This is a genomic window from Candidatus Bathyarchaeia archaeon (genome assembly GCA_038882715.1).
In the GTDB taxonomy this organism is placed as follows: Archaea; Thermoproteota; Bathyarchaeia; order Bathyarchaeales; family DTEX01; genus DTEX01.
Genome location: JAVZNR010000001.1, coordinates 64070 through 77366 on the forward strand (window position 1 = coordinate 64070; position 13297 = coordinate 77366).

The window sequence follows — 13297 nt, forward strand, 5'->3', positions numbered from 1 at the left end:
CAAATGAGGAAGATATCCTACATCGATGTGAGCTTTATAGTCCATGCGACGGAAGATCAGGAGAAAGCTCTCATCGCAGCCAAGAACATTTTTCCGCCAGAGCATGCTGACAAAATATCTTTCGGTAAAAGTAGGCTTAAAGGCGAGTATGGGAACCCGATAATCTTGTTTAAAACGCAGATAAGGGAGCCTGAAATATCTGAGTCGTTTCTACTCCACTTATCTCTAAATCTTCCAAGCGTGGATAAAGAGGATTTATTTAGGCACCTACACCTACATTTAGATAAGGGAAGCCTATATATGAGGCTGGATAAACAAGAGGCTTATAGGAGAAGATTCAGGCTCTGTAAGGCAGACCCGATAAGAATCCATGTAAAGTTTAAGACATCAAACGTCGAAGAGATTAGAAAGGCATGTCAAGCAATAGGACTATTACCCTAAAGAGGGCGTTTGCAGATCTACACCTCTGCCCACCGATACATCAACCCGATAAGATGAGGAGCTTGTTAGAGAAGTCGGCTACATTAGGATACAATATTGTAGGATTAACTTTTCCAGTTAACGCTGATAAAGAAGGTATTAAAGACGCCCGTAAAATATGCAATGACCTGAACTTAGATATGGTTGCAAGGGTTGACTTAACGCCGAAAAACGCCAGAGACCTCCTAAGGATTTTAAGCGATGCCCGATGGAAGTTTGAAGTTGTCGCGGTCTTCTGCAATAATAGGGAGGTTGCTCTCCAAGCAGCTAAAGACCGTAGAGTAGACCTGCTTTTATTCTCGTCAAGCGAGCCGAAAAAACACTTTTTTGGAGGCTCGGAGGCGAAGCTTGCCTCTGAGAAGAATGCTGCCCTAGAAATCAATATAGCGCCATTAATTTACCTCGATGGGAAAACTAGAATCAATATGATAAGCGTTCTTAGAAGGGAAATATCGATAGCCAGCGACTTCAACGTACCCATAGTCCTATCAAGCGGAGCCAGCAGCCCAAATATGCTCAGGAGACCTGAAGACTACGCTTTCTTCTCCTACATTATAGGCTTAGATATACGCGGCGCCAAGCGAGCCTTATCGGATAACCCTATAAACATAGTTGAACGCAACCGAAGGAAGCTTAGCCAAAACTATGTCTGTCCAGGGGTTTTCATCGTGAAGAGGGGTGAAGACTGCTGAGGAGGGAGAGGTGGCGCTACATTCTCGTTAAAATCGACTGCAATAAGATGCCCAATGAAAGGAGCTTCCACAACGCATTATGGTATAGCATTATCCGACTATTTGGTGAATATGGTGCTAGCCAAGCGAACATATCCTTCATCGAATATAATGAGGAGATGAAGTACGCCATAATTCGCTGTTCGCATAAGGCATTACCGATGGTTCAGGCTTCAATAGTCGCGGTAACGAAGGTTGACGGCGAAGACGCCGCGATGTATGTGCTCCTCGTCTCCGGGACTCTTAAATCTTTGAGAAGAAAAATGCTTAACATTCTTCGTGGGAAGAATGAATGAGAAAAAGAGGCTTCCTCTAAGAATTAAAATAAAATAATTATTATGGTATTACATCTTGTTGATTAGACGAAGGCTTAAAGGCGGATTTTATGGATGAAAATAGATCCATAAAGAAATTTACAGACAATAGGGAGGATCCGAAGGATTTTCTCCTACTATATAAGCTTGCTGAATTGGGAGCATGCCGCGGCACAATAAAGATTTCGACAACTATCCTCGCTAAGGAAACTGGGCTATCGCAGCAAAGCGCATCTAGAAGATTAATTGATTTGGAGAGGAAGGGGCTAATACAGCGGAAGACAACTAAAAATGGGAGCTTCATTAGAATATCTAGGGATGGAGAAGAATATCTTCGAAGGATTTATTTAGGTTTACGCGCAATTTTTGGGGAGAAGCCTTTCTCCATAAAAGTCGAGGGGAAAGTTTTCAGCGGTCTCGGTGAAGGCGCCTACTACATGTCTAAAGAACACTACAGAAAACAGTTCGTTGAGAAACTTGGCTTCGACCCATACCCGGGAACACTAAACCTAAAGATAATCAGCAACGAAGAGAGCGTTAAGCTAAGAGCTGAATTAGACGCTCACCCAGGTATAAAAATTGAAGGGTTTAAGAATAAGGATAGGACGTATGGTCCCGTGAAATGTTTTCACGCCATGATAGATGGAAGGGAGAAGGGCGCCGTTGTACTTGCTTTCAGGAGCCATTACGGTAAGGATGTGCTGGAGATCATCGCTCCAACCTGCCTAAGGGAGCGGTTAAAACTTAAAGATGGAGATAAGGTTAACGTAGAAATATTTCTCTACTAGTAGGCTACTTGTGATCTGGAGGGAAACCTCATTTCTTATTAGCCAGCTGAATAAGCCTTCTCCCCTTAGTTAAAGACGAGACGAAAATTAATCCAGCTATCTCCATCCTCATTAATACCCTATTCAACTCATTAAAACTAAGATCCTTATATGCTGAGGAAGACTTTAACATCTCCAATAGCTCAACATCCGACAGTGAACCCTTCTTTTCAAGAGCCTCAATTATGGCCACGGGGAGCGGTTGAACCTTCCATGCTTTCACAGACATAGCATTCATCAAACTCCAATAAATCTTAGGCTTAATTACTTATATTTATGTTATTAACGGTGGAGCTGCCCTCTGTATCTTCTTAAACTGCTGGCTCCAGCTCTTATACCAGTTTTCCATGTCCGGCGTTATACTCGGCCCAACCCTCTTCATGGCTTCTTGGAAATCAGACATAGTAACTTCCTTAGCATTAGTATCGCGCCTTAAAGCTATTAGCGCTGCTTCACGGCACAGCGCCTCAATATCGGCGCCTGAGTACCCTTTAGTCATGCTTGCCAGAACCTTTAAATCGACGTCTTTAGATAACGGCATATCTTTTGTATGTATCTTTAATATGGCTAGTCTACCCTCATCGTTAGGCGACGGAACATATACGAGGCGATCAAATCTACCGGGCCTCAGTATGGCTGGATCTATAAGGTCCGGCCTATTAGTTGCCGCTAGAACAACAACGTCCTCCAGCGTTGATATGCCGTCTATCTCCGTTAAAAGCTGGCTGATAACGCGCTCAGTAACCCCGCTGTCCCCGTAACCTAAACCCCTTCTTGGAACCAGTGAATCGATCTCGTCGAAGAATATTACCGCCGGAGCAGACATTCTAGCCTTCCTAAAGACTTCTCTAATAGCTCTTTCCGATTCGCCGACCCACTTAGATAAAACTTCAGGCCCCTTAATAGAAATAAAGTTAGCTTCACTCTCGGTTGCAACAGCCTTGGCTAGAAGGGTTTTACCGCAGCCAGGAGGCCCGAAAAGCAGTATGCCTTTAGGCGGCTTAATACCCATCCTCTTAAACATCTCCGGATTCTTAATAGGCCATTCAACCGCCTCTTTAAGTTCCTGCTTAACATCCTCAAGATCCCCTATATCATCCCAGTGAACAGTGGGAACCTCTATGGCAACCTCCCTTAAAGCCGTCGGCGTAATCTCCTTGAAGGCGTTAAGGAAGTCCTCCATTTTAACCTCCATCTTCTCAAGAACCTCAGCTGGAACCCTCTCCTGCTCTAAGTCTATTTCCGGAAGATATCTGCGGAGAGCCTTCATTGCAGCCTCCCTGCAAAGTGCCGCCAAATCGGCCCCAGTGAAGCCGTGAGTTATCTCCGCAAGCCTCTTTAAATCAACATCTTCGGAGAGAGGCATACCCCTAGTGTGAATCACAAGTATCTCGTATCTACCCTGCTTGTCAGGTATGCCTATCTCTATCTCGCGGTCGAATCTTCCAGGCCTCCTTAAGGCCGGGTCTATGGCGTTAGGTCTATTGGTGGCGCCGATAACTATAACGTTGCCTCTCTCAGATAACCCATCCATTAAGGCTAGCAGCTGGGCGACAACCCTCCGCTCAACTTCCCCGGTGACCTCCTCCCTCTTGGGCGCAATCGCATCTATCTCATCAATAAAGATTATGCTTGGAGCGTTCTGCTGGGCCTGCTGAAATATCTCCCTGAGCCTAGCTTCGGACTCGCCGTAGAACTTATTCATTATCTCAGGGCCATTTATCGATATGAAGTATGCGTCTGACTCATTTGCAACAGCCTTGGCTAGAAGGGTTTTACCGCAGCCAGGAGGCCCATGGAGCAGTACGCCCTTCGGTGGATCTATACCTAGTCTCTGGAATATCTCCGGATGCCTTAGAGGCAGCTCAACCATTTCTCTGATCCGCTGTATCTGCTCCTTCAGCCCACCGATATCTTCATATGTAACCCTTGGAAGACCTTTAACCTCTGGAACCGGCTCCGGCAATATTTGAAGGCTTGTGTCGTATGTTAATCTAACTATGCCATGCGGCCTAGTCTTCGTGATTATAAACTGGACTGGGTGGCCAAGCATCATAACGAGCGTTGTGTCGCCCTCAACGAAGGTTCTTTCCAGAAGCCTATTCTTCACAAAGTTAACGAAGTCTTCATCGACGTTTAAGCGCATATCTACTGGCGCAAGGGTTATGCTTGTAGCGTCGACGACTTCAGCTTTCCGAATGGTGACGTATTCATTTATTGAGACCCCGGCGTTTTTACGCGTTATTCCATCTATTCTTATGATCCCCTTGCCCTGATCTTCCGCGTAGGCTGGCCAAGCTATCGCTGAGGTTCTTCTCTTGCCCACTATTTCAATCACGTCGCCCGCTGAAACACCTATTTTCTCCATGGTTTTCTGGTCAATTCTAGCGATACCCCTGTATACGTCTCTCTGCCTCGCGTCACCTACTCTAAGCTGAACCTCGTTCCCCATGCTATGCCTTTTCCTCCTCCTTTAATTCTTCGATAATCTTCACTAGATATGAGAGGGAAGTTCTAAAATATAAATGTGCGCATCTCGAAACTAGTCTTCTCGCCTAAATTCTCCTAACTAAAATCGTTTGAATGTCGCCTACGCCTTCTAGACCCTGTATGCACCTCTCTACCTCATCTAAGCCTCCAGCGCGGTCTTCCGGCAGAACTATGTGAGCTATAAGTGCGACCAAACCGAAGGCTATAGGCTCCTCCTCAAACCTGTAAACTGACGCGTAGCTGGGTATAGACTTCTCTATTTTCTCCTTTAAAACATCTAGGCTAACATCTATGTCTGAAGGAAATATTTTCAGCGAAACCACGACTTTAGCCAACTTTAACCCTCCTCAGAGGATGCACAATAAGTAAGCGCTTGCAGTATTTTAAAGTTACGCTTAATTAAGCCGATGCATCTAGGTTCAACATGCAGCATCAAACATGAGGCTCTTCAAAAACTAGTCTTTAGTGAAGGGGAAATTAATGGGGAGAATTGAGGCGGACATAGCCGTAATTGGAGCAGGCCCTTCGGGGCTAATCTCAGCTCGAGAGGCATCCTTAAGAGGCGTTGAAGTCGTTGTTTTTGAGGAGCATGGAGAAGTTGGGTTGCCATGCCATTGCGCTGGTCTTTTAAGCATAAAAGGCTTGAGAGAAATTAACGTTCCATTGAATGGCTCCTTCGTACTTAACAGGGTTAGAGGCGCGCGCTTCTTTTCACCATCAAAACTTTCATTTTCAATCGAGAGGAAGGAGCATATAGCTTGCGTTGTCAATCGCCATATCTTTGACCTATTTCTAGCAGAACAGGCCTCTAGAAGCGGCGCCACCATAAAGCTGAACTCACGGGTTAAGAGATCGAGGCGCTGCGGGAGCCGATGGATTCTAGATACTGATGGTGAGGCGGCTGCAAAAATACTTATTGACGCTGAAGGAGCCGCATCAAGGATACTCAGCATGATTGGCTTAAAAACGCTCGATAAAAGCCGCCTTCTAAGCGGTTTACAAGTAGATTTAGAAGGGGTGGACTTAGACCCGGACTATGTTGAAGTATACTTCAGTAACAAGTTAGCTCCGGGACTATTCGCTTGGGTTATACCTCTGGGCGAAGATTCCGCAAGGGTTGGCTTAGCGTGTAGAGGATCTGATGTGAGGATGCGACTATACAAGTTTATAAAAAAGCGTTTTGGGGAAGATTTCGAGAATAAGATGAGAATCCTCAAATTTTATTCGGGCCCAGTCATTACGCAAGGGGCCATTAAGAGAACTTACGGAGACGGCTTACTCGTCGTTGGCGACTCCGCTGGGCAGGTTAAACCCATAAGTGGGGGCGGCGTAATTTTCGGCGGAATCTGCGCCTCGATAGCTGGAGAGGTCGCCTCTAAGGCTATTATAGAAAGCAATACCAGTGAAAGTTTCCTAAAAACCTATGAGGTTAAATGGAGGGAGAAGATTGGGAAGGAGCTTAGAACCGCATTATTCGTTAGAAGAATGCTAGATAGGCTTTCTGATAGGAACTTAGACAAAGTCTTTTCAATAATAATTGAGAAAGAAATTTATAGGGATCTCACTGAGGGAGAAATGGATTTTCATGGAACTCTGATCATGAAGACCGCTAGGAGGAGACTTCTCAGCTTTTTTCCAGTGGCAGTTAAAGCCATGATAACGCGTCTAATAATGTTGGGAGAGTAGAAAATTAAATATATGAGTGAAGCATTACACAAAATATCTGCGCATCCAATTGAGGTGCAAGGATTGAGTAAAAGGCTCGTAATGCCAACCTGCACATCATGCAATAAAATAATTCCGCCGGGAAACAACGCAACATCGTTCCAATGCCCAAACTGCGGCGAGGTAACCATATGGAGATGCTCTAAATGCCGAAAGTTTAGAAGGCAATACAAGTGCCCGAACTGTGGTTTTATAGGACCATAAAAGTTCTTTCATGGAAACTGGTTAATTTTTCCTCGAAGCGCTGAGCTACTATATAATTACATTAATAGGTGTCTTTTCAAGCCTTTTATACGCTCACGTAACGCTTTTTTAATGAATCAAGCAAAGCTTAGAATGCAGATGGATTTAAAGGTAAGGAGATGAAAACTTGCTCAGCCCGAGGGAACGCTGCATCAGAAGCATTTTACTTGAAGATCCCGATAGGGTACCCCTCAACCTAAATGTTCGTCCAGAACCCTACAGGGAGCTTAAAAAGGCTCTAAAAATTGTTGGAAAAGACAGCTTGGATGAGAGACTTAGGGTTAATAAGGCTCTAGGAGTGGATACGGCCAATGTGAGTTTAGGTTTAAAGGGCGGGTACCTTCCAGAAGGTGTCGAAGTGAAGGAGGGACCCTATGGGCCCGCCTACACCTTGTGCTTTAAGGATGGATTTGAGGTTAGAAAAGACATATGGGGAGTATGTAGCATATGGGCGCCCAATCACACATACACTTACACCTATATAGATCACCCTTTGAGAAGCATGGATATCGACGAGTATAATTGGCCTGAAATCGATGAGAAAACCATAGATTACGCTAAAAAAGCCCGTAAAATATTTGAAGATTACTGCCTATACGGTGGGGTAACCCATCTTTGGGAGATAGCGTGGCAGTTAACTGGCTTCCAAGAGATGATTAAAATCATGTTTACTGACCCGCGTAAAGTGGACAACATCCTAGATAAACTTCATAGGCTTAGGATGAACGAAGCCTCGATCCTATGCGAGGTTGGAGCCGACGTAATAGTTGATGGAGACGATGTGGGAACGCAGAGAGGATTAATGATGTCTCCATCAATGTGGAGGCGCTTCCTTAAGCCAAGATATGCCGAGCTCGCGAGCCTATGCCATAGAAAGGGCGCGTTCTTCTTCTTTCACAGCGATGGGTGGATAGAGCCTATAATACCAGACCTAATAGAGATAGGCGTGGACATATTAAACCCGATCCAACCGGAATGTATGGATCCATATAGGCTTAAGAAAATGTATGGAGATAAAATATGTTTTGAGGGAACTATCGGTGTGCAGAGCACGCTGCCATTCGGTAGGCCAGAGGATGTCGCCCAAGAGGTCAAGAAGCGCATATATGATCTTGGGCCAACAGGTCTCATCTTAGGTCCAACCCACTCTATACAGCCGGACACCCCGATCGAAAATATTTTAGCGATGTATAGAACAGCGCTGAAATATGGGCAGAATAGTAGGCGACTGATTAGCTGAGATCCAGTTAAGCGTGTAATCTATTCATATCTTAAGGCTACTATAGGCGGTATTTTCGAAGCCCTGTAGGCCGGCAGAATTCCACCTATTAAACCTATCGACATTGTGAGCAACATTGTCTGTGTCAGTAGCTCGGATGTTATCTTTGGGCTTAGTGCGAGTGTCAACCCTATGCCTCTTATAGTTAGGCCCCTAGAAGATAAGAAGTGAGCGCCAATAACGCCAAGCGATATACCAATTGAGCCGCCGATAACGCTCATGACTATGGATTCTAAAAGGATTAGAAGCAGAATTTGATTGTTTGTGTAGCCTATGGCTTTCATCACACCTATTTCACGAGTCCTCTCCATAACGGACGTTATCATCGTGGCGGCGATCCCAGCCACAGCTACGGCGAAAGCTGAGAGCGAGGTTGAAAAGTTTATGAAGTTTATTGCGCCAGTAACGCTTGAGATCGCTTCAGCTATCGCGCTAAACGCTATTACTTGAAGGCTGTCCTCATATTTCTCCCTCAGGGTTGAAACAGTGCTCCTAACGTACGAGGGATCGCGCGTGAGAACGAATATCCCAGACCAGCTCTTCATCCCCAAAAGCTTTTTGCCAGCATCAGGGCTTAGGAAAACTGTTGAGTCTGGATCAACTATTAAGGCTCCGCCATATTCCTCTAGAACCGCGCCAATTTTAACATTTATGTTTCTCTTACCTATGATTCTGTCGCCCTCAATCTTCGGAACCGTTAAAGTTATGACATCGTTAAGTATGAAGAATTGCTCTCCACCATCCTTAAATGCTATCTTCTTACCGACTATAGCATTAAGCGTTCCAGAGGGTATATCGCCCTCAAGTATCTCTAGGCTTCCGATAGCCTCGAATAGCAAGTCATAGTCTATGGCAAATATTGAGACCCTAACTTCTTCAGACCCCCTTTTAAGCAGCCCTTGAGTTGAATAGAAAGGCTCGGCCCTCGCTACTCCCTCCAAAGACTTGATGAAGTTAAGCTCCTCTTCCCCTAGCCTATAATTTTCTCGTGGAAAGATAGCTATAGCGTTCTGCCCGAGGGAAGTCACCCTTTCAACTATATAGTCAGAGTAGCTCCTAACAACTGAGCTCATCATAACTAAAACTAGTGGCCCTATAGATATGCCGATTATCGTGAGAATCGCTCTAGCCCTCCTCTCGCTCAGAGCCTTCAGCGCCAACCTAATGAAATCCAGCAGCATTAGGTAAAGCGCCATATCTATCACCTCAACTACACTTTGTTAAGCGATCTGGATCTTAAAGCCCTATAGATGAGGAGGAACGCGAAGACTAGGAAGGCTATTACCGCACCGATAACGATCCATCGCTCAAATCCTAAGCCCTCCTCTTTTGGCAGCGTCACAGGAGCTTCGGGCAGCATCTCGACACTAATCAAAAACTCCTTCGAGAATTGCTCATTAAAGGCATCATAGTATTCTATTCTCAAGGTTCCTGTCTCCCCGTATCTTGGGACTTCCACTTTAAAAGCCATCTCTTCGCCCGGCGTAACATCGCCCACTAAAACGAACCCGCTCATATTTCCTATGTTGAAGGTGGCCCTTACCCTATACGCTGTAGCTGAACCGTAATTAGCCACCACTCCGGAGACCGTTGACGAGGAGACTTTTCCAGAGGCGCTAATGTCTTTCACTAAGAGATCTATGAACGGTTCAACGACAACTGTTATCGTATTATTGAAGCTTCTCAGCGCCCCGCTCGCATCCCTGTAAATCATTGATGTCATCAGGGGAACCGGACCATAAGTTATTATGGTTGCTCCGCCAGCCTGCGACATAAAGCCGATCGGATTGTATACTAAAGTTATTGGGATTTCGGCTTTACCGCCCGCATCTATTTTTCCAATATATTTAATGGTGGGAGACGCTATTAGGATCGGCGTCCCCTGATATGGTGAAATAATAGTGTAAACATCGTATAATGGCGATGTCCCAACATTCTCAATTATTAGAGAAGTGTTTGTGAACCTGCTCCTAACGTTTAAGCTGCCGCTCATATAGATGTTTATATAATGAGCTCTGCCCAACACAACCACCGAAATAACTACTTTAGCCGACCTCCTAGTGCCCCACTGATCAATGTAGGAAACTTCGCCTTCAAAGCTGTGAACGCCGAGACTAACATTCAGAACGTTAACGCTTAACATGAAAGTTAATATGTCGCCCCTGCTAAACGCTTGTGCTTGACCCGCTTGAAGAGTCCTTAAATATTCACTTATCTGGGCGCCTAAATCTTGGGGGAAGATCTGCTGTGAAAACCCGACAAAGCCGGCTGATAGCGGAGATACCCTAGCAAGCGACGAGTTATCTAAGGCGTTAAGGAAGCCTTCTGGAAACTTTACCTCCAGTATGGCGCCCCTCATACCATCAATATAGTTGTTCCTTACTGAGATGAGTAGGTGCGCACCATAAGTGTTCGGGCCTACGGAGCCTTCATACCACCTCGCGCTGACGAGCTCTATGGCGTCGCTATCGTCATTAACGCTTATGGTTAAATTGAATTCCTCATAACACCGCATCCCTGGGCCGCCCGATAGCAGCGTGAAGTCTACGGTTAGCTTTGCCCAGTATTTACCGGGCCTAACATCCCCAACTGATACTGTAAACGACGCTGTGAAGGTGCTTAGGCTTCTAACCGGGCCCTCAATGTAGGTCTTCGCAACCTTGCCTCCCTGTGAAGACATGTTTCCCGGCAGGTTCAGTTGAAGGATTATGCCGCTTACTGGGAAAGGAGCCCTATTCGCGATCGTCACTTGATAGGTTGCGTTATCGGTTCTCGGAAAAACATTATAGTTGCCCTGCCAGCCGGAATAAACTACCATAAGGTTGCTGGACGAAGCCGGATACTCCTCAACAGGTAAGTATACGCTGAACTCTCTGGTGACGTTTAAGTGAACGCCAAATTCTTCGAACACGTAGCTTACTGAAACGTCAAGTGGAACCTCCCCTGCATCAGCATTCACATCAAAATACAGCGTTACAGATGAGCTTGACCCGGGGATAAGCCTAGGTCCTAATGTCTCGGAGCTCTTTATGGGTCTTAACAGGCTTGAGTTCGCCTCGACGACTCCCCCAACAACATCATATCTACCATCGTTAATGAAGCGCAACGTTAACGGCACATACCGAGACCCGCTGTACACTGGCATTGGATCCGGTGAACCCCAGTACGCTGAGATAAGCAATACCTCGGGCACGTAGCTATGAGGGGTCTCAACAATAGCCTTAACGCTCAGACTCTGCCTGCCCACGTAGGATGCGCCGGAAACTATTTTAACATACGATAAATCCATCGAAATCTCAATTAGCCCCGGCCTAATTCTCGGGGAAACATCAACTGCTATATCTATGAAGCATGATCCCCCCGGCGCCATACCATTAGCGTATGTTCCTGACACCTCCCTCACATTAACGTTATTCGGCGGCCGTATCACTATGCTTATCCCGCCTACAGCCTCTGGAAGCCTATTAACTAGCGTAACCCTAACTGTAACGCCGTTGGCTGAGGGCAGTAGTGGCGCTGGTGAGCCCTGATATAATATTGAGACCGATGAGATTATTATCGGATCCTCTCTAGGCGGATCCGAAACCCTGAATTTTACAGTAACTGTACCCGTAGAATTATAATTCACGTTATCATCGGTTCTCATAGCGGCGTTCACGTAAATTGTGGCGCTATATGCGCCGACCTCGGCGTTTAATGGGACGGATACGCCGGAAAACATTATAGTGAACCTTTCGCCAACATTAACCGCGCCAACAGAAGCCCTAGGGCTATTTATCACAAAGCCTTCAGGAAGAGCCACATTAAAGCGCGCGGACACTATGTTTGATTCTCCGGAATTCTCCATCAAAACGTATAGATTCGTGTTAACTGAACCGGGATAGGACGCTGGACTTAAATAAGCATCGATCACGCTGAGACTTAACCTAGGATATTCTGAAACCTCAAACGGCACTTCATGTACTTCCCACCGAAGCGCGCTAGCGGTCTCCAGCCGATACGTTATGTTAAGAGATAAAACGTAAACCCCGGGTTCCAGAGACTTGGATACATCAAGATAGTAGTCAAATGTTATGTATTCGCCCTTCTCAACCTTCAGATCAATCGAGCCGTTAAGCGCCCTAGCCTGTGCCACTGGCCCGCTTCCGGCACTAAAATTTATGCCTTCGGCCGTCCTTAAATGGCCATATACGTGGATCGCTGACTCATCGCCGATATATATGGCTTCTATCCTTAAACTAGCTCTTCTGCTTCCGGGATAGATCTTTAGAGAGCCAGAAGACGACCTCGCAGTAACGCCGATAACTATGAATAGCTCCTCTTGGATTTGATCACTGGAAGCTTCCATTGTAGGTGGCGTTAACAGTAAGCCTGCTAGCATAAGCAAGGTCAACGTTATGCTAAACAGTTTTTTAGAATTCATGGTTTTTCCTCCTTAGCGCTATGCGGCATCTTGGCCACGAGGGATTCCTTCTGGTTAGCTTCATACTCACCAACTATTGCTCCATCCCTTATAATATATATTTTCTCCGTGCAGTTCGCAACTTCCGGGTCATGTGTCACAACTATTATGGAATGGCCCTCCTTGTTTAAGTTCAGGAAGGTTTCAATAACGGTTCTAGCCGAAGCCCTATCCAAGTTTCCCGTCGGCTCATCGGCGAGAATAATAGGCGGGTTGCCGACAATCGCTCTGGCAATAGCGACTCTCTGCTGCTGTCCGCCAGAGAGCTGGTTTGGCTTCTTTCTCAGCCAGCTTAAATCCCCTCCAACCTTAAATATGGCCTCCTTAACCATCTCAGCCCTAACACTGCGAGGGATTCCTCTAGGTATTAGCGGCAGCTCCACATTTTCGAAGACCGTCAGCCTATTGATTAAATTGAAGGTTTGAAAGACGAAACCGATTTTCCTGTTCCTTAGGTTAGCGAGATCCCTGTCGCTAAGTTTTGAGACATCCCTCTCCTCAAAAAATATTCTTCCCTTAGTTGGCCTATCTAGGAGACCAAGCATATTAAGCAGCGTCGTCTTACCTGAGCCTGAAGGCCCCATTATGGCTACCAGATCACCCTCATAGACTCTAAAGGTAATTCCTCTAAGGGCCACGGTAGAAAACTCGCCAACCCTATATTCTTTACTAACATCTAGTAGCTCGATTAGCGCTCTTCTTGAGGTGGCCATCGCTTTCACTCAACGCAGCCGCTTATCTAATCC

At 45.8% G+C, this 13297-nt stretch carries 13 protein-coding genes; 7 read left to right on the forward strand and 6 right to left on the reverse strand.

Features of this window, described 5'->3' with window-relative positions:
• Positions 1-3: 3 nt before the first annotated feature.
• From QXR61_00355 to QXR61_00370, 4 genes are all read left to right on the forward strand, one after another.
• Positions 4-441, forward strand: coding sequence for an RNA-binding domain-containing protein (locus QXR61_00355; GenBank protein ID MEM3756405.1), 438 nt, complete (start codon positions 4-6; stop codon positions 439-441).
• The gene (locus tag QXR61_00360; protein ID MEM3756406.1) at positions 414-1172 is read left to right on the forward strand and encodes an RNase P subunit p30 family protein; all 759 of its coding nucleotides are present in this window, start codon (positions 414-416) and stop codon (positions 1170-1172) included. Before QXR61_00355 ends, QXR61_00360 begins: the two co-directional genes overlap by 28 nt.
• Positions 1173-1192: 20 nt before the next feature.
• Positions 1193-1507: an Rpp14/Pop5 family protein gene (locus QXR61_00365; protein MEM3756407.1), complete on the forward strand. Its 315-nt coding sequence runs from the start codon at positions 1193-1195 to the stop codon at positions 1505-1507.
• A gap of 89 nt (positions 1508-1596) precedes the next feature.
• Positions 1597-2313, forward strand: a complete 717-nt coding sequence (locus tag QXR61_00370; GenBank protein ID MEM3756408.1) for a DUF120 domain-containing protein — start codon at positions 1597-1599, stop codon at positions 2311-2313.
• A gap of 28 nt (positions 2314-2341) precedes the next feature.
• On the opposite strand, the gene QXR61_00375 is transcribed toward QXR61_00370, so the two are convergent.
• The 3 genes from QXR61_00375 to QXR61_00385 all read right to left on the reverse strand — a co-directional run bounded on the left by QXR61_00375 (position 2342) and on the right by QXR61_00385 (position 5177).
• Entirely contained in the window at positions 2342-2581 is a 240-nt protein-coding gene (locus QXR61_00375; protein ID MEM3756409.1) for a hypothetical protein, read from the reverse strand.
• Between the two features lie 45 nt (positions 2582-2626).
• Positions 2627-4804, reverse strand: a complete 2178-nt coding sequence (locus QXR61_00380) for a CDC48 family AAA ATPase (GenBank protein MEM3756410.1) — start codon at positions 4802-4804, stop codon at positions 2627-2629.
• A 103-nt stretch (positions 4805-4907) separates the two neighbouring features.
• Positions 4908-5177 carry an elongation factor 1-beta gene (locus QXR61_00385; GenBank protein ID MEM3756411.1) on the reverse strand — a complete coding sequence of 90 codons (270 nt, stop codon included), beginning with the start codon at positions 5175-5177 and terminating at the stop codon, positions 4908-4910.
• 145 nt (positions 5178-5322) lie between these two features.
• Here QXR61_00385 and QXR61_00390 point away from each other — a divergent pair, with 145 nt between their 5' ends.
• The 3 genes from QXR61_00390 (at position 5323) to QXR61_00400 (ending at position 8050) form a co-directional block, all read left to right on the forward strand.
• Complete coding sequence (locus QXR61_00390) at positions 5323-6528, forward strand: NAD(P)/FAD-dependent oxidoreductase (GenBank protein MEM3756412.1); 1206 nt, start codon at positions 5323-5325, stop codon at positions 6526-6528.
• Between the two features lie 81 nt (positions 6529-6609).
• On the forward strand, positions 6610-6771 hold the full coding sequence (locus QXR61_00395; GenBank protein MEM3756413.1) for a zinc finger domain-containing protein: 162 nt from the start codon (positions 6610-6612) through the stop codon (positions 6769-6771).
• A gap of 166 nt (positions 6772-6937) precedes the next feature.
• Positions 6938-8050: a uroporphyrinogen decarboxylase family protein gene (locus QXR61_00400; protein ID MEM3756414.1), complete on the forward strand. Its 1113-nt coding sequence runs from the start codon at positions 6938-6940 to the stop codon at positions 8048-8050.
• Positions 8051-8070: 20 nt separating this feature from the next.
• On the opposite strand, the gene QXR61_00405 is transcribed toward QXR61_00400, so the two are convergent.
• The 3 genes from QXR61_00405 to QXR61_00415 are packed head-to-tail and all read right to left on the reverse strand — an operon-like array spanning position 8071 to position 13264.
• Positions 8071-9285, reverse strand: a complete 1215-nt coding sequence (locus QXR61_00405; GenBank protein MEM3756415.1) for an FtsX-like permease family protein — start codon at positions 9283-9285, stop codon at positions 8071-8073.
• A gap of 14 nt (positions 9286-9299) precedes the next feature.
• Entirely contained in the window at positions 9300-12512 is a 3213-nt protein-coding gene (locus QXR61_00410; GenBank protein ID MEM3756416.1) for a hypothetical protein, read from the reverse strand.
• Positions 12509-13264 carry an ABC transporter ATP-binding protein gene (locus QXR61_00415; GenBank protein ID MEM3756417.1) on the reverse strand — a complete coding sequence of 252 codons (756 nt, stop codon included), beginning with the start codon at positions 13262-13264 and terminating at the stop codon, positions 12509-12511. The genes QXR61_00410 and QXR61_00415 overlap by 4 nt, the downstream gene beginning before the upstream one ends.
• Positions 13265-13297 lie beyond the last annotated feature (33 nt).